This window comes from Myxococcus sp. AM011 (assembly GCF_013372595.1).
Classification (GTDB): Bacteria; Myxococcota; Myxococcia; order Myxococcales; family Myxococcaceae; genus Myxococcus; species Myxococcus eversor.
Genome location: NZ_JABXEM010000005.1, coordinates 38,331 through 59,953, shown reverse-complemented (window position 1 = coordinate 59,953; position 21,623 = coordinate 38,331). Strand labels below are relative to the sequence as shown.

General features: G+C 68.7%; 16 protein-coding genes. 6 read left to right on the top strand and 10 right to left on the bottom strand.

The window, feature by feature from the left end:
* Positions 1-6 precede the first annotated feature (6 nt).
* The gene (locus HUW62_RS02010) at positions 7-1,272 is read right to left on the bottom strand and encodes a PKD domain-containing protein (protein WP_176433412.1); all 1,266 of its coding nucleotides are present in this window, start codon (positions 1,270-1,272) and stop codon (positions 7-9) included.
* A 21-nt stretch (positions 1,273-1,293) separates the two neighbouring features.
* Positions 1,294-2,142, bottom strand: a complete 849-nt coding sequence (locus HUW62_RS02005) for a hypothetical protein (protein WP_255203175.1) — start codon at positions 2,140-2,142, stop codon at positions 1,294-1,296.
* A 42-nt stretch (positions 2,143-2,184) separates the two neighbouring features.
* Between HUW62_RS02005 and HUW62_RS02000 the strand changes: the two genes are divergently transcribed.
* Together HUW62_RS02000 and HUW62_RS01995 are read left to right on the top strand one after the other, a co-directional pair.
* Positions 2,185-3,297, top strand: coding sequence for a hypothetical protein (locus HUW62_RS02000; protein ID WP_176433411.1), 1,113 nt, complete (start codon positions 2,185-2,187; stop codon positions 3,295-3,297).
* Positions 3,298-3,532: 235 nt separating this feature from the next.
* A complete protein-coding gene (locus HUW62_RS01995) occupies positions 3,533-5,035 on the top strand; it encodes a hypothetical protein (protein ID WP_176433410.1) in 1,503 nt (500 codons plus the stop codon).
* Between the two features lie 79 nt (positions 5,036-5,114).
* On the opposite strand, the gene HUW62_RS01990 is transcribed toward HUW62_RS01995, so the two are convergent.
* The gene (locus tag HUW62_RS01990) at positions 5,115-6,152 is read right to left on the bottom strand and encodes a delta-60 repeat domain-containing protein (protein WP_176433409.1); all 1,038 of its coding nucleotides are present in this window, start codon (positions 6,150-6,152) and stop codon (positions 5,115-5,117) included.
* Positions 6,153-6,475: 323 nt separating this feature from the next.
* On the opposite strand from HUW62_RS01990, the gene HUW62_RS01985 reads away from it, so the two are divergent.
* Together HUW62_RS01985 and HUW62_RS01980 are read left to right on the top strand one after the other, a co-directional pair.
* Positions 6,476-7,141 carry a hypothetical protein gene (locus tag HUW62_RS01985; RefSeq protein WP_176433408.1) on the top strand — a complete coding sequence of 222 codons (666 nt, stop codon included), beginning with the start codon at positions 6,476-6,478 and terminating at the stop codon, positions 7,139-7,141.
* Between the two features lie 68 nt (positions 7,142-7,209).
* The gene (locus HUW62_RS01980) at positions 7,210-8,847 is read left to right on the top strand and encodes a cell division protein FtsK (protein WP_176433407.1); all 1,638 of its coding nucleotides are present in this window, start codon (positions 7,210-7,212) and stop codon (positions 8,845-8,847) included.
* A gap of 41 nt (positions 8,848-8,888) precedes the next feature.
* On the opposite strand, the gene HUW62_RS01975 is transcribed toward HUW62_RS01980, so the two are convergent.
* Positions 8,889-9,755 (bottom strand): hypothetical protein, encoded by an 867-nt coding sequence (locus HUW62_RS01975; RefSeq protein ID WP_176433406.1) that lies wholly within the window; start codon positions 9,753-9,755, stop codon positions 8,889-8,891.
* A 140-nt stretch (positions 9,756-9,895) separates the two neighbouring features.
* On the opposite strand from HUW62_RS01975, the gene HUW62_RS01970 reads away from it, so the two are divergent.
* Positions 9,896-10,243, top strand: coding sequence for a hypothetical protein (locus tag HUW62_RS01970; protein ID WP_176433405.1), 348 nt, complete (start codon positions 9,896-9,898; stop codon positions 10,241-10,243).
* Here the strand turns inward: HUW62_RS01970 and HUW62_RS01965 are convergent.
* The 6 genes from HUW62_RS01965 to HUW62_RS01940 all read right to left on the bottom strand — a co-directional run bounded on the left by HUW62_RS01965 (position 10,174) and on the right by HUW62_RS01940 (position 19,953).
* Positions 10,174-13,641, bottom strand: coding sequence for a PD40 domain-containing protein (locus HUW62_RS01965; protein ID WP_176433404.1), 3,468 nt, complete (start codon positions 13,639-13,641; stop codon positions 10,174-10,176). The two genes, HUW62_RS01970 and HUW62_RS01965, sit on opposite strands and share 70 nt — an antisense overlap.
* Positions 13,635-14,174, bottom strand: a complete 540-nt coding sequence (locus HUW62_RS01960) for a DUF1318 domain-containing protein (RefSeq protein WP_163867473.1) — start codon at positions 14,172-14,174, stop codon at positions 13,635-13,637. The genes HUW62_RS01965 and HUW62_RS01960 overlap by 7 nt, the downstream gene beginning before the upstream one ends.
* Positions 14,171-17,848, bottom strand: a complete 3,678-nt coding sequence (locus tag HUW62_RS01955) for a hypothetical protein (RefSeq protein ID WP_176433403.1) — start codon at positions 17,846-17,848, stop codon at positions 14,171-14,173. Before HUW62_RS01955 ends, HUW62_RS01960 begins: the two co-directional genes overlap by 4 nt.
* A 152-nt stretch (positions 17,849-18,000) precedes the next feature.
* On the bottom strand, positions 18,001-18,639 hold the full coding sequence (locus tag HUW62_RS01950) for a hypothetical protein (RefSeq protein ID WP_176433402.1): 639 nt from the start codon (positions 18,637-18,639) through the stop codon (positions 18,001-18,003).
* Between the two features lie 103 nt (positions 18,640-18,742).
* Complete coding sequence (locus HUW62_RS01945; RefSeq protein WP_240356580.1) at positions 18,743-19,426, bottom strand: hypothetical protein; 684 nt, start codon at positions 19,424-19,426, stop codon at positions 18,743-18,745.
* Between the two features lie 2 nt (positions 19,427-19,428).
* Entirely contained in the window at positions 19,429-19,953 is a 525-nt protein-coding gene (locus HUW62_RS01940) for an RNA polymerase sigma factor (protein ID WP_163867470.1), read from the bottom strand.
* Positions 19,954-20,182: 229 nt separating this feature from the next.
* Here HUW62_RS01940 and HUW62_RS01935 point away from each other — a divergent pair, with 229 nt between their 5' ends.
* Entirely contained in the window at positions 20,183-21,454 is a 1,272-nt protein-coding gene (locus tag HUW62_RS01935) for a DEAD/DEAH box helicase (protein WP_163867469.1), read from the top strand.
* Positions 21,455-21,623 lie beyond the last annotated feature (169 nt).

Here is a 21,623-nt window from a genome sequence, read left to right as displayed (position 1 = left end):
CACACCCTACTTGAGCGGAAGCCGAGCCTCGACGGAGGGCTTCACGGGCGGCGCCTCTCTCTTGAAGGAGGCCCACGACAGGGAGACCTTGACGCCGCTGTCATCGCGTCCGTGAAGGACATCCACGACCTGCTTCACGGTCGCCGCCAGCTCGGACGGGCGAACCACGACGAAGCCCCGGAAGCCACCCCGGCCGAGCTCCTCTTCCACCGTGATGACCTGGCGCCACTCGCGCGTCATCACCTCCACCTGGTCGTCCCAATGAAGGGTCAACCTCTCCACGCGCTCCCAGGTGACGCCGCCCTGCTCCGGAACTCCCACGGACACCTCGCTCCGCCACACCTCCGAATCCCCGCTCGTGCGTGACAGCGTGAGCGTCGCTGGCGGCGGTTCATCGGACGGAGGCTGCCCGCGCACACCGACGAAGGCGATGGCACTCAGCGCGGTGCCCGCTCGTCGACTGGCGGTGAGCCGCACCGTGAAGGTCCGGACGTCCAGCGACTCCAACATCCGGGTGTCATAGGCATGCTCGACCTCGGGGCCCGTGGTGACGGCGGTGCGTCCGTCACCGAAGTCCCAGGCATAGCCGGTCGGCGATTCGGACTCCGGAGGAACAGCACGGAAGAGGAAGGCGCCGTTTGCGCGTTGGGTGACGGATACCTCCAACTGGCCTGCCTCGTGTTCCGCGCCCCCCGCGCAATCACGCACCTCGATTCGGAGCACCTGCTCGGCCAACACGCCCACGCGTCGCCCGCCCAGGTCCTTGCACACCTGGAAGCGCACGAAACAGGTGCCCGGCGCCGCAGGCGCACGCCACTGGAGTCGAGCCCCCGGATGCAGCTCCGCGGCGGAGTCGCTTCCGGGCCACACCCATCGATAGAGCGCCCCTGACTCCGGCGCGCCCCCCACCCTGCCCGCCAGGGAGACCTGCCCGCCAGCGCAGGCCCAGGGTCGGTCCATCTCCAGGCGCTCGATGACGGTGCTGGAGGCGAGCACCACCCGTTCCTCGTTCAGTGCCGCCGCCAAGGCCTCTCCGGAGGCACTCGCGGGCATCGGCACCCCCTCCATGGAGGACGTCGAGACGATGGACGTCCGAGACTCCACCACCGACGCGCTGGGAACCACGGGCTCTGGAGGCGCCAGGCTTCGTGATTCCGGCGCCACGCCGTCATGCGGGCGCGGGGGACACCAGAACCCCAACCCCAGCAGCGACGACACGGCGGCGCCCGCGACGAGCGTCACCCAACGACGGCGAGGCGATTCGAGCGACATGCGCGGGTTCTTCCGCACCCCTCAGAAACCGAAGTCGTTGAGGTGCCGGCGATACCCCTTCGAGTTGGTCCGGTACCACTGGTCATCCCAGCCCTTGAAGTCGACGTCGTCGAGCAACCGCTCCGTCTTTCCGTTCAGCACCACGGAGTTGATGAGCGGAACCGCGGTCGACCCCACGTTGCGGGACACCAGCGGTGTGGAGGACGTGTCCAGGTACTGCGCCACATGGCGGCTGCAGTAGTCCTGGGCCAGGCAGCCGCTGTCACACGTGGAGAGGTTGTTGTACGTCGCGTGTTTGTCCTCGGCGACGTACAGCACGGGCCAGCCCCGGTAGGCATTGCGTGAGTCGCGCATGTCGTATTCCAGCTGCTCGTAGGAATACCAGGCCGACGACTCACACACGCTCTTGCGGTGCGCCGACAGGTAGACCCAGTCCAGGTACCAGCGGCCCGCGGAGTAGTGGACCTCGAAGATTTGAAACTCGGGGTCGCCGTCGTGGCCGGTGGTGACGCCGGTGTCGTCGAAGAAGGTGTCCAGGTAGAAGATGCGCAGGGTCCGCGTCGCGAAGCCCTCGCTCTTCACCGCGTAGTAGGGACGGCGCTCGTAACCACTCTCCCCGGTGTCGAACCAGAACAGCGGCATGAACCAGCGCGCGACCTGGTGCTCACAGTCGTCATTCAGGCCATCCCGGTCCGCGTCCGTCCCCGTTCCCCAGCAGTTGTCTCCGTAGGGAATGGCGGAAAGGCCATCCGCATGCGCCTCCGTGGACGCGAAGGCGAGCAGCAGGCCCAACGACACGGCGACCCGGTGCGCGGCGTGAGCACCGGGGTGCTCCGACACACGTCGTCCACTCGGCATCTGGAAATCCATGAGAGACTCGACTTCATACACTTCCAGGAAGCGGAGCAACACATGGTTCTGACCCCGGGCACCTCTCGTCGTGTCGTCTCGTGGATGAAACTGGCCCTGCTGTTCGGAGGCACCCTCGTGGGCTGCGGTGGCCCGCTGGAGCCGGACGGCATGCTGGAGGCCCAATCCCAGGCCCTGGCCTATCCCAGCGGCGGCACTCGAACCGTCGTGTCTCGGCGCGTCACCTACAGGAATGCCTCGGGTAGCTATCAGGCGGCGTCCGGCTTCGAGCCCTTCCGCGCGGCGGGGGCCTCCGATGACACGCTCCACAACATCCGCATCGCGGAGGTGGATGCGCCCGCCGTGCGCGAGGCGCTCGTCATCATGTCGGCGGGCCAGAAGATTTCGAGCAGCGGCCACTCCAGTGGCGTCACCGGCCAGTCCTCCAACTGGGATGCGTCCTGCGACGGCGTCTCGTGCCCCAACGTCACCCTGGACGGCCGCTCGCTGGCGATGAAGCTGGACGCCCTGGGCTGGTTCCCCCGGGGAAGGACCTACCTGTCCGTGGTCAACGACAGCAACTTCGACCACCTGGATGACAGCGACTCGAAGCAGCGGGTCGTCAACGGATTCACCGGTTGGATTCAAGCGCAGGTCCGTCCGGAGACGCGCTCCATCTACCTGGCGGGCAGCTCGCGTGGAGGATGTCTGGTGATGCGGCTGGCCCAGGCGCTGCGGGCGAATACGGCGCACGACGGCATCGACATCTATGTGTCTTCGTTCGACGGCGTGTGTCGCAACAGCCAGGGCGAGCTGGGGACCTACGACAGCAAGATCAACAACCCCGTGCGGCCCTGGGGCACGTTCTATGGCGCGTGGGCCACCAACCTGACGGCCCAGTTCCCTCGCACCCACCGGCTCCACATCTTCCACACGGTGGGAGGCCAGGAGGTGGCCCCCGCCACGGGCATCCGCGCCTTCTCCGGGTACGCAGGCACCTCACCGCCGTCGACGGGGACGAACCTCGACTGGGGTTGGTACAAGCAGACCTGGGTGAAGTGGAAGCACAAGGAGATTGGCAATCCGTACACCGAGCCCAGCTCCTCAGAGCAGGCCCAGGTCGTGGCGGAGACCATCGACGCCCACCTGACGTGGCTCGACGCGCGCGTCCCTTGAGTGGCCGGGTGTGCAACGGCTGGCACAGCCGCGATGCGTACCCTGCACACCCACCATGCAGCCCCCTGCCCGTTCCCCCCAGGTTGAGCAGAGGCACCGCGTGATGCCCGGCACGACGCACTGCGCAAGCCTTTTGCAATGACAGGTCAACAGGACTCGACACGCAGGTCGGGTCTTGGACCAGCGCCGGTGCCAGGCATGTCGCCCGGCCCGCGCGTCTGGGGGGTGAGGACAGATGAAGAATCGTCGACTGTCATTGTTGACGTTGTTGTTGTGCGCCACCGCCACCTGGATGGGGTGCTCGGATGACTCCGGGCCCACCCCGCCTCCGGGGACGCCGGATGCGGGCTCGAATGACGTGCGCGTCACGCTGTTCACGCGCCACCTGACGGAGAGCGGCCTGACCCGGCACCCGGCTGACTTCGGCAGCGGCCCCCTGGAGGCGCTCATCCCCGAGGGCGAAAGCCTGGTCCCCATCACCGGCGCATTGAAGGAGCCCGGCGTGTATGTGTTCCCGGAGGTGCCCCAGGGGACGTACTACCTGCACTATGGCAACACCTACCTCGTCACGAACTCGCGCGACCTGGACCTGGGCATCAACCGGCTGGGCCGGCCTGACGTCGTGACGTTGGAGCGCGGGCCCGCGGCGAGCCTGGCCTTGGAAGGACTGGAGCCTTGGGTCGACTCGACCTTCCCCTCCTCGGGGCTGCAGTTCATCTCGGAGCAGGTGGGCCTCGCCGGCGCGATGTACCCCGCCTTCGCCGATGGCGCCACGTCCGGGAGCGCGGAGGACGTATCGCTTTCCGTGGCCGGTGCACCCGTGCGCTTCGAACAGGAGAAGGGTGACAGGGCGTGGGTGGTTCAGCGCCAGCCTCGCGCCCTGGCGGCCCTGCCGGATGGCAGCTCGCGGGAATATACCTCCGCGGTTCGTGCCTTCCAGCTCCCCCCGTTCTCCAACGACGGGAGCCAGCCCATTCGCATCCAGGGAACGCTCCAGCCGGTGCCGACACGGGAGCTTCCGCTCGACTGGCGCATTTCCACCTTCGCCGCCATCGCCGCGGAGGTGCACCCGACGGCCACGCATGCCTTCAGTGACTTCCGGTTGTCACCCATTCCGTTCACCCAGGCGGAGTGGATTGGCTACTCCGGAGAGCTGCTGACGTTTGACCATTCGAACAAGGCCGGGGACTTCAACGAGACACTCGTGTATGGCAATCCCTACCCAGCCAACTGGGGACTGGTGGGCGAGGCCATCAGCTACTTCACCGTCCCCCTGGAGATACCAGGCACGACCCCCTTCAGGCGCCTGGCGCGGATGTCCGTGAGGGACCAGCCCTCGGCGCTGACCGCAGCCCCCATCCGTCCGCGCGTCGGGTCGCCCCGAGGGCTGACGGTGGACGGTGCGGACGCGTTCACCGGGCTCCTCATCACCCCGGGCTCCCATGTCATCCAGTGGCAGCCACCGGCCTCCGGGTCGCCGAATGCCTACGCGGTGCATGTCTACCAGTTGCGTGCTTCCCCCCGTGGAACCCTGCTCTCCGCCTCCTTCTACATGAGCGGGGAAACCACCTCCATCCGACTGCCCGCGGGCATCCTGCAGTCGGGGGCGTACTACCACCTCAACGTGGCTGCCATCGTGGCGCCTTCATATGACGCGGTGAACAGGCCGTTCGTCCTCACCGATACCGTGTCCTTCGGTTCCGCGGAGGCCTTCAGTGGCGTGCTGACCGTGCAGTAGGCGGGTCAGTCGAGGTGGGAAGGTGCCGGTGGGACGTGCGTGCCCACCGGCACCCCACCGCCGTTGACAGGGACGAAGCTCAGGGCAAGAGCAGCGCGAGGCCTGCCCGCACGGAGTCGCCCTCACCCACCGAGAGCATGACCCAGATCTTCCCATCCGCGCCGACCGTGAGCGTAGACCCCACCGACGTGATGGGAGCGCCAGATGCGTCTCGCACGTGGAACTCCGGGTCGAAGGCCCCTGTGGGTGTAAGGCGCGCGACCAGCCCACCATCGCGGCCCTCCTTGGTGAACACCGCCGTGACATAGATGCGACCCGATGCATCCTGGGTGAATCCGCGTGTGCCGAACTGGTCAGCATCGATCCCCGTGGCCTCCTGGAGGTTCACCGTCCCGTTCGTTCCGAACCCCTCGTCCGGTGTGCCGTCGGGAAGATACGCGGCGATGCTCTTGGCACGCAGGTGGAGGAAGGTGTCGTCGGCACGCACCAGGATGGGACCGCCCATATCGGGGAGCGTGCCCGCGTTCGCGAAGCTCGGGTCGAGCGCCCCGGAGGGCGTGAGTCGGATGAGCTTCCTCTGCGCGGCGTTGTTCCAAGCTCTCAACGAGACCAGGATGTGGCCGTCGGACTGAGCCAGGAAGGAATCCACGGAGTCGCCTGGCTCGAGCAAGAAAACGCCATCCGTCCCGAACTGGGGAGCGCGGGCACCACTGGCGGTCAGTTGAACGAGGTAGGAGGGAGAGCCTGCCAGCGCGCCGCCCGAAGGAAGCGAGATCACGCCTGAGGCATGCGCCAGCGGAAGCCCGGTGATGTGGCTGCACCCTGAACCGCCAAACGATGAATCAGCCGTCCCGTCGCTCGTGTGCCTGCGACACACGGACATCGAAGTGCTTCCGTCGAAGGCCGTCGTAACGGTCAGCACGCGCTGCTGCGCATCCACCGAGAAGAACCCGGACGAGCTCACACCGTTACCGAGGGCCTCCTGCACGAGTTCCTGCCCTGTTACGTCGTACTTGACGAGAGAGGCTGGAATCCGAGCCCCGCGTGAGTTCTCATACGGCCGTGGCATCCCCAAGACCCCACCCGCGGCCAGGGGCACGAACCGCACCGGCTCCACCGAGGTCTTCTGGGGCCATCCTGGGATGATATCGCCCGGTCGAGGAGCAGCGGGCTCCGGCTCCGAGGAGGAGCACGCCGCGGTCAGGAGCAGCAGGGTTGGCGCCCAGTGGCGGAGGTGCTTGAACAAGGAAATCTCCAACGGATGATAGGAATAAGAATTCGAAAGAAGCATGCCTCGGGAGGATGGTGCAAGGCAACTCAAACACAGCCTGCCTTCCCAGGTGATACGGCTCACCCCTCCTGGCACACCCGCTGGGTGTGGTGTCTCGCAACACTTCGGCGCAACTTGACAGCGGGCCTGGGCTCCCCTGCACTGCCGACATGGCGGCGCCTCGTGAAGTCCCCATCATCCTGGGCGTTCTCATCGCAGTGGCGACAGTGATGACTCACACCGTCGCGGGCCTGCTCGATGTGTCCGCTCCCCGTCCATCCGGGCCCCGCGTGGCCGTGCTGGCAGGGAGCCCACGCGTCCCTTCCTTGTCGGACTTCGTCGCGATGGTGGGTGTGGGAGCCCTCGGGCTCGTGGCCATCGCCGCCCAGGTGCGCTCGCGCCGCGCGCGTCTGCGCGAGGCCCAGACGGGAGTGGGCCCCCTGACGGGCGATGGGCCCCCCGCTTCCGTGACGCGCGGATTGCCGGCTTCCGAGCGACGGACCCTCGCGTGGCGCACGGGACTCGTGCTGGTCGAGTGGGCTGGCTTCGCCACACTCTCCATGGCGTTCATGCTGCGAAGGCCCCCGGAAGAGTGGCCTTTCTTCCTCGTGCCGTGCGTCCTGCTGCTGCCACCCGCCCGGGTGTATGTGCGATACCGGGAGGGAGAGGCGCTCTGGGCCCCCTGGCTGCTGGCATTGTCGGTGCTCGTGCTGGGAGTGACGCGCGAGCCGAGGTGCACCTGGGGACTGCTGCTCATCGCGGGAGTCTGTCAGTTCTGCGTCCTCCGCCAGGAGCATGCCCGCCGCGGGGTGCGTGGGACTCCGTCACGGGCGTAAGGTACAGGACCCGAAGCAAGGCCAGGATGTTCGAGTGACTTCGGACTCGAGTTCATGAGGGAGGCATCATGCGCCGTTCACCCGTCGCCGTACCGTCGTGGCCCACCGTCTCCTCACGAGCGCTGGCACTGATGGCCTGGAGCGTCCTCGCGGTCGGCATGGGCTGTTCCGCCCTCGCGGCCCCGGAGCACGAAGACGCCCTGGACGACTCCCTCGCGGCCATCTCTGGCGGCAACATCCTCTTCGTGGGCAACAGCTTCACCCACGGCCACGAGGAGCCGACCCTTTCGTACAACAAGGCCGCCGTCACGGACACGAATGGCTCTGGAGTGGGAGGCATCCCAGGCATCTTCAAGAAGCTGACCGTGCAGGCCGGCCTCTCGTTCAATGTCTGCCTCGAAACGGCCAGTGGCCAGACGCTCGGCTGGCATGCCTCCAACAGGACCGCCATCATCGGCCAAGCCACCTGGAACGCAGTCGTGCTGCAGGAGCAGAGCACGACGCCGCTTCCCACCCCGCGAGGTGGCTCCCCCACGGCCTTCACGGACGCCGCGCGCACCCTGCGCTCCCTGGTGCTCTCCAAGAACCCCGCCGCGAGCCTGTTCCTGTACGAGACCTGGGCCTCGCCCACCGGCGTGGGCACCCAGGGCTATCCGAGCGGCACCCCGGGGCTCCAGGCGATGCAGACCGACCTGCGCGACGCCTACTTCAAGGCCTCCAGGGATTGGGGCTTCACGGGCGTTGCCCGCGTGGGAGAAGGCTTCCTGCGCGCGGTCGACCAGGGACTGGCTGACCCGAACCCGTCGGATGGCATCTCCCCGGGCATGTTCAACCTGTGGAGCGCGCAGGACAGCCGTCACTCGAGCAAGTACGGAAGCTACCTCTCCGCCGCGGTGCTGTTCGCCAGGGTGACGCAGGTCGATCCCCGAGGCCTCGCCACGGGCGCGGGCAGCGCGGCGGCCGAGCTGGGCATCAGCGCCACCGACGCCAGCAACCTCCACCGCATCGCTCATGAAATCACGACCCTGGCCGAGCCTCCCGTTGGACGTGGCCCCACGCGTCTGCCCGTTACTCGCGCGACCTTCACGGGCGCGGTGACGGCGGGCACTCCGGCGAACCTCACCGGCGTGGTCTCGTTGGCCTCGCTCACCACGGCGGAGGGCACCTTCTCCCAGTTCGTGGGTGCGACGGCCCAGGGAATCACCGGCACCAACACCCCCAGCGCCGTGGGCGTGGCGCCCGCCAATGCCAACGTGGCCGTCTCCGGCCTGGGGGTCCATGACGGCGCGAACAACCTGGGCACGGGCCACTTCCAGTTCGGCACGAGCTTCACCGCGAAGACCCGCTTCTTCATCGTCGACAGCACGACGACATCCACCACCCTGGGCGACAGCACCACCGTCACGCTGGTCAACGCCGCAAACCAGCCCGTGGGCACCTGGTCGCTGGCGCTGCTCGCGAGCGACTTCACGCCCTCCTCCGCTGGCACCACGTCCACCGCCCTGGCGACCGTCTCCTATACGAGCGGAGTGGCGAACATCACCGGCACCCCGCCAGGCACGGTGCAGTCCAAGCTGGGCGCCGCCTCGTTCTCCCTGGCGGACCTGGGCGTGAGTGACATCACGAGCGTCAGTGGCGCCACGGGCCTGCGGCTCTCCAGCGCCACGCTGGACCCGAACGTCGTCGGGCTCTACACCTTGCCGTGAGCACCCGAGGCCCCCAGCGTCATGCCGGGCTCGTTCGTCGCCTACGAGCCCCACACGAGATGAAAGAGGGCGGGGCTGGAGTCCCGCGGAGAACCGAGCGCTGCCTCCAGCGCCCCGAGGCCATCGTGGCTCAGCGGGTTGTCCAGGTGGAGGACCTCCAGGTCCAGGTCCTCCAGCTCCAACATCGTCTCCACGGCCTCGGCGAGAGGGCCGGGTGAGTCGAACGCGAGGACCTCGTGCTCACCGGCGGGCACCAACGTGTCGATGAGGAAGCGGCGATAGCTCACCAGCGTGTCCTGGACGCGCGTGTCGAGGGGCGCGAGAGAGAGACAGGCATCGAGCCATTGGAGGTGTCCACTCAGGCTCCTGATGGGCACCGAGTGCTGTTCGCTCGCGGACTGGCGCGCCTCGGCCCAGAGGACCCAACGGCCCAGGTCAGGCGGCGCCGGGGGGACCCGAGGCACGCGGAGGGGCTCGAGGTTGCTCAGCACACGGCCCGCCGTCGTCAGTCGGACGCGCGGACCGTCCATCGCGACGAGTCCGGCGGAGCGCAGGCGCGCGAGCAGCGCGGGCAGGGAGCCCACCTCGGCGAAGTACGCGCCATAGGACTCCTCAAGCTGGCCGCAGTCGGGCTGCGCCTGGACCGCCTCGAGTGCGAGTTCCTGCTCCGCGTTCTCCACCCAGGGGCCGCGACGGCCTTCCGCGTGAGAGGTGCCGCGCACTTCGACACCGTCCGGAACAGTGAGGGTGTTCTGGGGGGCCGGGAGGTTTCCCTGGCCCACGTACACGCGACGCACGGTGGGATGGGGAAAGGCATCGAACGAAGGGCGTGTCCCCAGCAGGAGAAGCTCATGGAGATGAGGTGCCGCCGCGATGAGCGCGTCCCGCACCGCTTCGCCGACACGCACGGCGGGACTGCTGGGAATGAAGTGAGCTGAACCAGCCAGGGCCGTGGACGGCTCGCGAGTCGGGCCAGCGCCCGCTCATCGCCGCGCACCGTGTAGCGCCTGACGAAAGTGCCCAGCGGACTGTCGAGCAGGCCCGGAGGATGGAAGCGGTCATCGCGAAGCGCGTGGATGAAGCCATGCTGGACCAGGTGGCCCGCACGTTCCGCGAGCGGCGCGCCCAGCCAGGTCGCGAGCAACTCCTGTCGTCGATGCCGCCAGCCCCGGTCTTCGGGAGTGGGGTTCAAGTCCAACGCCATCAGCTCGCCGCGCGGGTCTCCTTGTTGCTGGAGGAGGTCCGCCTGGACGGCGAGCGTCTCCAGGCGCCAGGACGTCACGAGCGAGTGCTCCAGTTCACTCCAATCTCGCATGGGAGCGTCGATTACCGCTGCGCGGGCAGCACCTGCGCGTCGCGGACCTCCGCTGGCGGGTGGGCGTTGAGCGCCATGTAGATTTCGAACCACGCCAGATACGCGCGCCAGGACGCGTCTCGCTGGTCGATGAGAGAGCGCCGTGCCTTGCCCAGACGCTCCGGCACGTCGAAGGGCAGCCGCGTGCTCCCGTTCGAGTAAAGCTGCGCCGCGAACCAGAGCACATCCAGTTGGCCGGCATCGACCGGGGCATGGGTGCGCTCCACCAGCGCGTCCGCGTGCTCCAACGCCTTGCCCAGCCACCGGGCCGCCTGCGCCGGGTCCTGGCGATCCACGGCATTCTCCGCCAGGCGCATCTCCGCCAGCGTCACCGCGCGGACATCCTCATCCCTGTCCAACTGGGCGAACTGCTCCAGGAACAGCTCCCGCCGCTGTTCGAGCGCACGGGACGCGGCATCCAGGTTTCCGAGCCGGCTCTCCGCGTTCGCACGCAGGCCCGCGGCGATGATGCGATAGGTGCGCAGCACATGCTCCGGCGTGGAGCGTGCCCACTTCAGCGCGGCCCGCACCTCCGGAGTCCCCAGGTCGCGCTCCACCTGGTCCAGGTCCTCCAACGTCCGCTGGGGCTGCCCCATCCCCAACGCCGAGGCGCAGCGGGACAGCCGCACCACCAACCGGTTGCGCAACCCCTCCTCGTCGCGAGGACTCGCTTCGATGATGGGCAGCTCGCGGTCATAGAGCGCCAACGCGCGCTCGAACCTGCCGGCCGCGAGGTTGTAGAGCGCCGCGCGGTCCACCACGAGCGTGCTGAAGCGGGACAGCCTCGGAGTGGCATCCACCATGGACAGGGCCTGGTCCGCCGCCTTCGCCGCCTCTTCGTCGCGCCCGACGTGCAGGAGCACGCGCGCACGCGCCAGGGAGACAGCCAGCCCCGCCCAGTTGTCCACGTAGGGCAGCTTGTCCCGCTGGTCCAGGTAGCCCAGCGCGATGTGGTAGTTGCCCACCTGGGTATGCAGCATCCCCAACGCGCCGAGAATCATCGCCTTGTAGCGGACGTTGTTGCGCATCAAGTCCAACGCGACCATGTAGTGCCGGTTGGCGCGCTCGGCGGCGGCGGGGGCGCGGCTCCGCAAGAAATCCTCATGGTGGATGGCGCCCAGGAGGGCCTGCACCGCGCGCTGGTTCTTGAGCTCCGGCCACGACAGGCGCAGCTCCGCCACGGCCGCCTTCACCATCAGGGCATGGGCCTTGTCATCATCCAGCTTGGGGAGCTGGCGCGCCATGAGGTAGGCCTTCACGAAATGCGCGAGCGGCCTGGCCATGCTCGCGGAGGTGGTGGTGACCTCCTTCTCCACCACCTCGGGGCTGACATCGGCACGCAAGCGCAGGCTCACGGATTCGACTGCGCTCTCCAGGAAGCCCGTCCGCTTCGTCACGAGGTCGAAGTCGGCACGGGCCTCATCCCGGCGTTGCTGTCCCAACCGGCGGTAGGCACGGCCCATCATCGCGCGCCGGAACAGCCGCTCGGCCCGGCGGCGCTCCTCGGTGCCCGCGGGAGCATCGTCGACATAGACGGTCGCCAGGGCCTCCAGCACGCCGTCGGCGCCGAGCCCCGATGCACGCTCGACGGCGTCCTGCACCACCGCGCGTCGGCGGAGCGGGTCCTGTTGCTGGCGGTAGAACGCCATCAACGCATCCCGGACGGGACGCGGGGGACGCTCCTCGTGCACCGCGTTGACGTGCCGCCCCAGCTCCAGGGCGAACGCATACGCGGAGCCAGCGGGAGCCCCGGTCAGGGCCTGGGCCATGGCGGCATCCGCCTCGGCATAGGGGCGGCCCCGGTACAACGCGCTGACGGCGGCGCGAGCGAAGTCGAGCTGGTCGTCGGCCGGGAAGACCTTGTGCATGGAGAGCCGACGGCCGGCTTCGACCAGGGCGTCCCGGTCATCGAGCTTGCGGTACAGCGCGTCCGCCTTGTCGTACCAGGCCTCCAGCACCGCGCGAGGCGTGGTGTCCACGAGCTCCGCCGACTCCAGCTCCTTGCGCGCCAGCGTGAAGTCCCCAGCGGCCTCCGCCAGTTCGCTGCGCACCACGCGCTGGAAGACGGCCGTCGGTGGACTGGGCGCATGGGCGGGCTCCAGCGCGGCCATGCGTTGCCGCTCGGCTTCGCTCAGCTCCTCCACCATGCGACCGCGCTCGCGCTCCTTCATCGCGCGCCGGTGGTCGATGAGGATTCGCAGCGGCTCCTCCAGGCCCGTGGTCGCGGAGTCCTCCACCCGGCGCATCTGGTCGGCGTAGAACTCCGCCGCGCTGAAGTCCTCGGAGTCCAGATGGAGCCGGCTCAGGCGCATCATCAACAGCCGGCGCAGCTTGGGCCGGGCCTCGAGCAACAGGCGGTGGCGGTAGAGCAGGAGCTGGTCGGCGCGCCTGCCCACCATCTTCAGCTCCTCACTGAGCTGCCGCACATCCCACGTGTCGGGGACCTGCCCATCCAGTGGCAGCTGATACACATCCAGCGACTGCGAGCGCGAGCAGGTCGCGATGAGGGACGCGGAGGCGGGCGAGGGGTACTGGCAGTTCCAGGACGCGCTGGTGAGCTGGGTCGGACTGGCGGCGGCGGCCAGCGCGGGCGCGTCGTCGCGCTCCGCCTCGAAAGGCACCCGGAACAGCACCCCGGTGTCGCTGGCATCAATCAGCCCGTCCCCCGTGGAGTCGGTGAAGAACTGCACCACGTAGAGGAAGCGCCCATCGCGCGAGAACACCGGCTGCCCGGTCTGCCCCGGAAGGTCCAGGTCCATCGCGATGGGAGCCGCGCCTGGACTGTCCAACCGCAGCGCCTCCAGGTGGGTGGCGGCACGCGCGGCGAAGCCAGGGCCCACCTGCGTCACGGAGCGCTCGACGGGGACGTACACCAACCAGCGCCCATCGGACGTGAGCGTGGGACTCGTCAGGTTGCGCTCGAGCAGCGTCTTCACGCTCCACTCGCGCCCCAGCTCCACCCGCGACAAGCGCAGGTCCCCCTGGATGGTGGCCCGGCTCACCAGCGCGATGCGTGACGAGTCAATCCACTCCGCCTGCAGCGCGTTGGCCTCCTCGTCGAGGCAGCGACGCTCCTCCGCGCCGGGCAGCTCCCGCACACACAACTGGCCACCGGCCTGGTTCCGGAACGAGATGTAGAGAAGGTGCTTGCCGTCGGGACTGACGCGCGGCCACGTCACCTCGGCGCCTTCGTCGAAGAGGCGGCGCTCGCGGCCCTTCTCCAGGTCTTGCGTGTAGAGCTCGGTCGCGATGTTGCGGTTGGACGCGAAGATCAACGTGTTCTCATCGGGCCCCAACTGCCCGAGGAACTGGTCACCCACGCCCACGGTGAGCCGTGTCGGCATGCGCACACCGCCGTCGTTCTCGTCATCCTGCGCGCTCGCGCCGCTCGCGACGAGCAGGGCCAGGAGCAGCAAGCACCGCCCCTGGGGCGTCAGCACTTCTTCTCTCCCCAGGTGCCGTCAGCGGCCTCCACCCAGCCACCGCAGACCACGCCCTCCGCGTGCATCTGATGCCAGCTCTGGCGCAGCGACTCCTCGGGCACGCCGGGGCGCACGGTCCGCATCCACTTCCAGAGCTGGAGCCGGGCCCGGTTCACCCGCTCCATCAGGGCGACGTCATCGGACGTCAGGCGCCCCGCCTGACAGCGACGACGGGTGTCCGCCAGGAGCCCGTCCTTCCCCTCGCCCACGCAGTGGCGCCGCAGCAGCTCGTCGACGCGGTCCGCCTGCGTCCTGCCGAGGTTCTCCACCAGGGGCGTGGGCTGGATGCCCAGCTCCTCCAACTGGTTGGGCGTGAGCGGCACCGGCGTCGGACTCATGCCCGCGCGCGCGAGCCGCTGCTCCACGTCCTTGAACGAACCCGAGGCCTGCTCCTCGAGCGCCGTCGCGCGGTCCACCATGACGATCTCCGGGGCGCTGATGCACCCGGGAGCGGCCAGCGCGGCCACCAGCAGCAACCCGCGGTGTTTCATGGCGTGGCCTCCAGGGAGGGGATGGATTTGATGAGCTGATCCACGATGGGCCCCATGGGAATGCCCCGGATGTCGTTGATGCTGATCAATTTGGCCAGACCGCCCATGGTGATGCTCAGGCTGCCAAAGCCGTGGTTGAAGCTCACGCGCACGTGCTCCGGATAGCCCAGGCTCAAGGCATAGCGGACCCGGTTGGTGGCGGGGTCCACGTGGCGCGGGTCCTCCAGGTCCAACAGGTCGAGCAGGTGCCGATTGCCGATGCGCAGGATTTCCGCGCGGCCGTTGATGCTGCGGTCCTTGGCGGAGATGACCATCGCGGCATTGCCGTCGAAGGGCTCGCCGTGTGAGGACTTCACGCCGGTGGCCCTCACGCGCGCCTCCAGCGTCGACTGCTTGCCCTGCCAGTCCAGGAGCCACTGGCCGGTGATGCGCCCGCCGCGAACGCCCATCTCCAGTTGAGTCATCGAGACCACGTGCTGGTCGATGGCGAGGTTGCCCGCCAGCGGAGAGATGGAGACCTGCGGCGTGGTGATGCGGGCCACCGACACGAACCCGCTGCGCGAGAGCAAGGGGTGCTGGTCGGCGAACCGCAGCATCGGGTACGGATTCACGTCGATGTCGTCCAGGAGCCGCACCTGGCCCTCGGTGAACTGGAAGTTCTCCGTGAGCGGGACGTTGCCATCGAGCGCCTCGACGACGATTCCCTGCGGTGGCAGTCGGACATTCACGTTCTGGAACAGCAGGCTGGAGAAGGTCCGGAATCCCACGAGGTCGGGAGACGCCACCCGGAACTCGACCGCGACCTTGCCGCTGCTCTCCAGGAGACCGGGCTGGGCGAGCTTGGACAGGTCCTGCGCCAGTTGTCCCCGCAGCGCCAGGCGCCGCCGCTCCTCGCTGAGGTCCAGCCTGCCTCTCACCTTCAGCTCGGTGCTCGTCCCCCCGTTGGACAGCAGCAGGTCGGGGACGTGGATGACACCCGAGGCCTTGCGAGTCGCGGTGAACGCCAACGTCAGGTCCTGCACCGGATAGGGCAGCGCCGGCTTCTGCTCCAGCGTGCGCGCCTTCAGGTCCTGCTTCACCTCGATGTCGTCCGCCTCCCACTTGTCGGAGAAGGTGAAGAGGGTATCGCTGGACAGGTCGGCGAAGGTGAACCGACGGTCCTGCAAGCCGACCGTGAGCTTCTCCGCGGTCAGGTCACCGTGGACGCTCCGCCGGGGTCCATCGATGTGCGACTCGATTCGCCAGTGCACCGCGGGGAGGTTGAGGGACAGGGCATCGTCCCTCCAGCGGACGCCGAGCGCGTCCATCACCGCCGTCCCCTCGAAGCCCACGCCCCGCAGCGGCGTGGGCATCAGCCGCACCTGGCCCTCGGAGGTGATGTCCTTGAAGACGCCAAACAGGGTGCCATGCACATCGAGCTTCAGCGCGAACTTCGAGGCATCCACCGCCGCGGGCACATGGAACCGGGCCAGGAGCTTTGACAACGGACCGAGGGGCGGGAGGTCCGCCGTCACATCGCCGCGAAGCGCACGGGTCTTCCGGTCGAAGGCCAGCGCGACATCGACCCCTCCCTTCAGCCCCTCCTTGCTGGTGACGACCAAGCGAACCGCGGGTTTCCGACGGTCGACGTCGAACGTCATGAACTGGTGCTGAGTGCCCACCTCCAGGTCACCCGCGCGAAGCCCTTCGACTCGAACGTCCAGCTCCGCCTTGTGTCGCCATACATCTCCCCGCGAGCTCGTCACGACGGCGATGGTGCTGGCCGTCACGTCGTCCCATGCGGGCCGCGTCAGCCGCAGCTCCGTCCGGTGGTCCCAGCGAGGCGTGGGAGAGAAGAGCGCCGTCGCCGTGCCCTTGGACGTCAGGTCCACGCCCAGGTCCTTCCAGCCCAGACGCGCGGCGACTTCGTTGGGGAGGAAGGGCCGCGCGACGGCGAGGTCCGGAGTCTGGGCGGTCAGGGTGAACGCCACGTCCTCCGGGCCCTTGGTGGCATCCAGGGACGCGTGCACCGCGCCGACATCGAGCGTCACGCGGGCCCGGGCCCGGCTGAGCCGTGGCTCGTCGAGCAGCGGGAACACCTCCGACGCATCCAGCTTCAGGTGCACGGGGCCCTTCAGCACCTCGCGCCCATCCGCCAGGACGACCTGGAGCGCGCCCACGGGCACGTCCGCGCTCAGCGCGAAGGGCGGCTCCCTGGCCAACGGAGCTCGGAGCTGAATGCCCAGTCGTTCGGCCTTCGCACGGACACCCGAGGCACTGACGTCCAGCGCCTCCACCATGGCGGACAGCGTTGCATCCCCCGCGAGCATGAGCGGTGAAGAGGGCTCCGGTCGCAGCTGGTGTCCCTTCAGTTCACCCTGGGCCTTCGGAACTCGCAGCGTGGTGGGCCCGTCGACCGCCAGCGCCTGGAGCGCGAAGGCCAATTGAGCGGACAGCCCCTGCTTCGAATCAGGCGTCGCCACCAGGGAGACGCGGCCACTGCCGAGCGCCACCTGAAGCGCGTCCTGGACCATCCGGACCGCCGTGACGTCGACGTCCAGGCCCAGCTTGCCCTGCGTGCCCAGGGTCGGCACTGCGCTCAGCGAGACGTCCCGGGCGTCCAGATGCGCCTTGCCCTGTTCGAGGACGAGCGGACGCCACTCGGCGGGAATCGCTTGCAGCAACCCTCCGAGGTCCACGTCCGCCAGAGCCCGCGTCACGAACACGGGCACCTCCGCCGCATCCGGCAGCACCACCAGGGCTTCCACCTGGGCGCTGTCGGTCAGCCGGGTGCGCTCCAGCTCGATGACGGTGTGTCGCTTCTCCGTGTCGAACCGCGCGGACACCGCGCCGTGCAGCAGCGTGCTGACCGTGAACCGCGAATCGAAGCTCTGCCGCGCGACATCCAGGTCCACCCGCGCGCGAGCGGCCTCGGCCCCCGCCTCCACCGAAAGCGCCAGCTCCAGTGCGGCCACACCCAGGGGAGCGGCGGGGCCTTCACGGCGCACCTCCAGGGGCAGTGGAGCACCAGCCCCGCCCAGGTTCGCGAAGACCTTCCATCTCCCGTCCTGCTCCTTCAACTCGAGCAGCGCCGCGAGCCCGCGCAAGGACCAGTGGTCCACGACCTCGCCGTTCCGGACGCGGACGTAGGCCAACGACACGCCCGACACCTCGACCTTCCCGACGGGAGGCGCCGAAGCCAGGAAGGAAGCGAGCTGCTGGGAGGTTCCAAGGGGAGCTTCAGCGGGCAGCGGCTCCGGCTGCGTCAAGAGCGTGAGGGACGTGGGCCCCGCGTCATCGGCCACCAGGGTGACGGCCACGTCCCGCGCGGACACCCGCTCCAGCAGCGTGGGCCCATTCAAAAGTGAATCCAGCGTCCACTGCGCCTCCAGCGTGCCGACGCGCAGCAGCTCGGGCGCGGCGGCGTGAAGCGGCGCCGGGGTCCGCACCACCAGCCCTTCCAGTCGCAACCCCGACAGAATGGCAACGTGGGCGCGCTGGTAATCCAGTGACAGGCCCGTGGCCGCTTCCACCCTGGGAAGGATGCGCGGCTTCACCCACGGGTGGTCGAGGTTGTGCAAGACCACCACGGCCCCGAGCAGCACGAGCGCGGGGAGCACGACGAGCAGCAGGACCACGCCCGCGAAGACTCGCGCCCACCGCCGACGAGGCCTTTCCGCTCTAGGGGATTCCATGGTGCTCGATGAGGGCGAGCGGCCATCATCTCGGGGAGCCTGAGCGAAGTCGAGCACCCGTTGCGGGCAAGCGAGCGGGCACAGGAAGGCAGCGGAGGGCCGCTGGCGAACCCCTCGGGGGAGCGCGGAGGAAGTGCCCGGATTCCGTGCGGCTATCGCGCTTCGTCTTTGACGAGCAGTGAATCCGGGTCCGTGAACAACACATCCGCCCGGTCAGACAGCGCCATGCGCTGCAACCCCTCGTTGGCGCCTTCGCCCGCGAAGTCACACGGCGTGTCGCGCAGCAGGAAGGCCTTCTCGGAGGACCTGACGTTTTCGGGCAGTTCAGCGAAGGTGTAGTACGTGTGGCTCGGGATGCTGATGGGCTCGTTGGTGTTCTGATACCGGTCCGCCACCTGGGGCAACGCTTCCTCGCCATCGGCGCCCTTCCGACCGTAAGCGGCCTCCGTCATGTCGAAGCGGAGGAAACACTGGTCCTCGCGTGTCGGCAGGAGGAGCTCGTCGAAGCCGTAGGGGACGTCGACGGAAAAGTGGATGACGGTGCCGGACACGGGGTCCGTCAGCTTCACCTTGTGCGGGCCGCGACTGACCTCGAAGACGAGGTGGTCACCGTCCGTGCTCGCCTCCGGCGTCGGCTTCCCGTCCACGGAGAGCTCCACCGCGCTGCCCGCGACTGTCAGGACGTGCAGCCTGCCGACGCCGAGGGCGCGGATGAGCACCGAGGCGAGGCCCGCGCCGACGAATCCGACGACGACGACGGCGACGGCGATGATTTGAACCTTGCGCACCACGATGACCCCCAGGCCGGGTCGACCGACGGCCCGTGCACGCGGGATGATAGTGCACGGCCCTGTGTGTCCGGAGAAAAGGAGGGCCGCTCCAGCGCGAGCCTCGCTATTTCCCAGCGCCTCGCGGCGCTTCCTCGAAGGCCGCGAGGCGGGCGAGCTGCTCGCGCGCCACGTTCAGGTTCGTCCCGGCGACGGCATGGGCCAGCCGCTGAAGCCACGCGGCCCCCGCGGGCCGCTTCGTGAGCCATCGACTGCCCACCACCATGAGGGCCAGGAACACGAGCCCGAAGAGCACGTTCGCCGCCAGGTAGCCCGTCCCCAACGCGCGCCAGGCATCCACCCCGACCACGCCTCGCAGTCCGACGATGAGCAGCGGCGTCCACAAGAGCGGCGACAGCCACAGCACCCACTGCGTCGTGCGGACCGAGGACAGCCTCAACGATTCGACACCGGCCTGGAGCTGGGTGATGGGCGCCGCATAGTCGAGCGCTCCCGCGCGAAGCCACTGTCGCCCCGAGATGGCCGTGAGCACCAGCGCCACACCATGAAGCAGCAGCGCGGGCACGACGAACCGGGGCTCATGCACGTTCGCCGCGATGAAGGCCCCCAGCGCGACCAGGCTGACCAGCCCCATCACCAGCTCGAACCCCATCGACACTCGCAGCCGGGTCATCGCCGTCCTCGTCCCCTCCAGCTCCGTCGCGCGCAGCAGCCGTCGGTTGAGGCGAATCACCTCGTCCAACCGCGCGTCATGCGCCTGCCAGCACTTCTGGAAATCATCGAGCTCCATCGTCAGGTCTCCTTCGTCGTGTCGATTGAGAGGCGCTTCATGTCGGCGCGCAGCCGGTCCTTCAGGCGTCCGATTCGCGTCGAGACATTGGCGGTGCTGATACCGAGCACCTCCGAGATGTCCGCGTGGCCGTGGCCATCCAGGTACAACATCGCCAGGGCCTTGCTCAGGTCATCGAGCCGGGCGATGGACTGGTACAAGAGCGCGAGGTCCTCCGACGGAGGCCCCTCCACGTCCCGAGCCACCTCCAGCATCTCCTGGCTCTCCGGCGCGAGATGTCGCTTCCGCGTCCCCTCCCGCCGCTGGAAGGAGATGGCCACGTTGAGCGCCACCCGGTACATCCACGTCGAGAACCGGAGCCTCTCGTCGTAGCGGGGAAACGACTGCCAGAGCTGGGCGATGGTCTCCTGGACCAGGTCGTCCGGCTCCACCCCAGGGACGCCGTAGACGCGGGCGACTTTGTAGAGGATTCGCCGGTGCGCCTCCAGGAGGGCGAGGAAGCGGGCATGTCGGTCGGGTTCGGCCATCGCGGGTCCACAGGGTGCGAGGACGCGAGTGACGCGTCCATCGCCTTCACTCCATGGTTCGCGCCAGGGGGAGGAATTCTCACACCCCCTCTCCATTTTCCCGGACGCCGACGAACGCCACGCCTCCGGCCGAGGCCCCGACCCGGGCAGCCAGGAAGGCCACCGCTGAGCCGCCACCCCAGCCCTTTAGGACGGGTGCGTCCCCATCCGTGGGATAGGGTGCCCGGCCATGACCTTCTCCTCCCTCGGTCTCTCGGACGCGCTCGTCCGCGCGATGAGCGACCTCGACTGCCTCGACCCCACCCCTGTGCAGCGCGCCGCCATTCCGGCGGTGCTCCGAGGCGGTGACGTCTGGGCGTCGGCACCGACGGGCTCGGGGAAGACCGCCGCGTTCGTGCTGCCGCTCCTGGAGGCCCTGGGCGTGAGTCCCGTTGGCACACCCCGGCGGACCCGCGCCCTCATCGTCGTTCCCACCCGCGAACTCGCCGCTCAAATCGCCGAGGCCGTCGAGCAGCTCGGGCGCCATCTGCCCCGGCGATTGAAGACGTGCCTCGCGGTCGGCGGCGTCTCCATCAACCCCCAGATGATGGCGCTGCGCGGAGGCGCGGACCTCGTCGTGGCCACGCCGGGCCGCGCGCTGGACCTGGTGGACCAGAACGCGCTCCGGCTCTCCACGGTGGAGACCCTGGTCCTCGACGAGGCCGACCAGCTCCTCTCCCTGGGCTTCTCCGACGAGCTCACGCGCCTGCTCGCCCTGCTCCCCAAGCGCCGCCAGAACCTGTTGTTCTCCGCGACGTTTCCACCCGCCGTGGGGACGCTCGCCGCGGCGCTGCTGCACGAGCCCACCCGCATCGACATCCAGCCAGAAGCCCTGCCCGGCGCGGACCTCGTCATCCAGCGCGCCATCGAGGTGGACGCGGGGCGGCGAACGATGCTGCTGCGTCACCTGCTGGAGACCCAAGGCTGGTCCCACGTGCTGACCTTCGTGGCCAGCCGGTATGGGGCGGAGCACGTCGCGATGAAGCTCAACCGCGCTGGCATCACCGCCGCGCCCCTGCACGGAGAGCTCAGCCAGGGAGCGCGCACGCGCGCGCTGGCGGACTTCAAGGCGAAGCGCGTGAAGGTCCTCGTCGCCACGGATGTCGCCGCGCGCGGCATCGACATCGTGCAGCTCCCCGCCGTCGTGAACTACGACCTGCCGCGCTCACCCGTGGACTACGTGCACCGGATTGGCCGCACGGGCCGGGCGGGCGAGCCTGGCACGGCGCTCAGCTTCATCAGCGCGGACACCCAGGCCCACTTCCGGCTCATCGAGCGTCGCCACCAGCTCCGCCTCCCCCGCGAACAGCTTCCGGGGTTCGAGCCCGTCGACGTCCCCACCCCGCCCCTGGACGTGAATGGCGGCGTGAAGGGGAAGCGCAAGAGCAAGAAGGACAAGCTGCGCGAAGCCGCCGCGGCCGCCGCGAGCCGCCCGCCGGCGCGTAAAATAAAAGGGCCGTGAAACACGGGCGGGAAGATCCGCGAACGCCTTCGTTCCTCTGGGGCACAACCCGGAGGTTTCATGCAACGCGGTGCATTCCTGTTGGCTCTCGCCAGTCTCATCCCCACATGGGCCCTGGCGGCGCCCCACGTCACGAGGCTTCCTCCTCAGAACGCAGCAGTCCAATGCA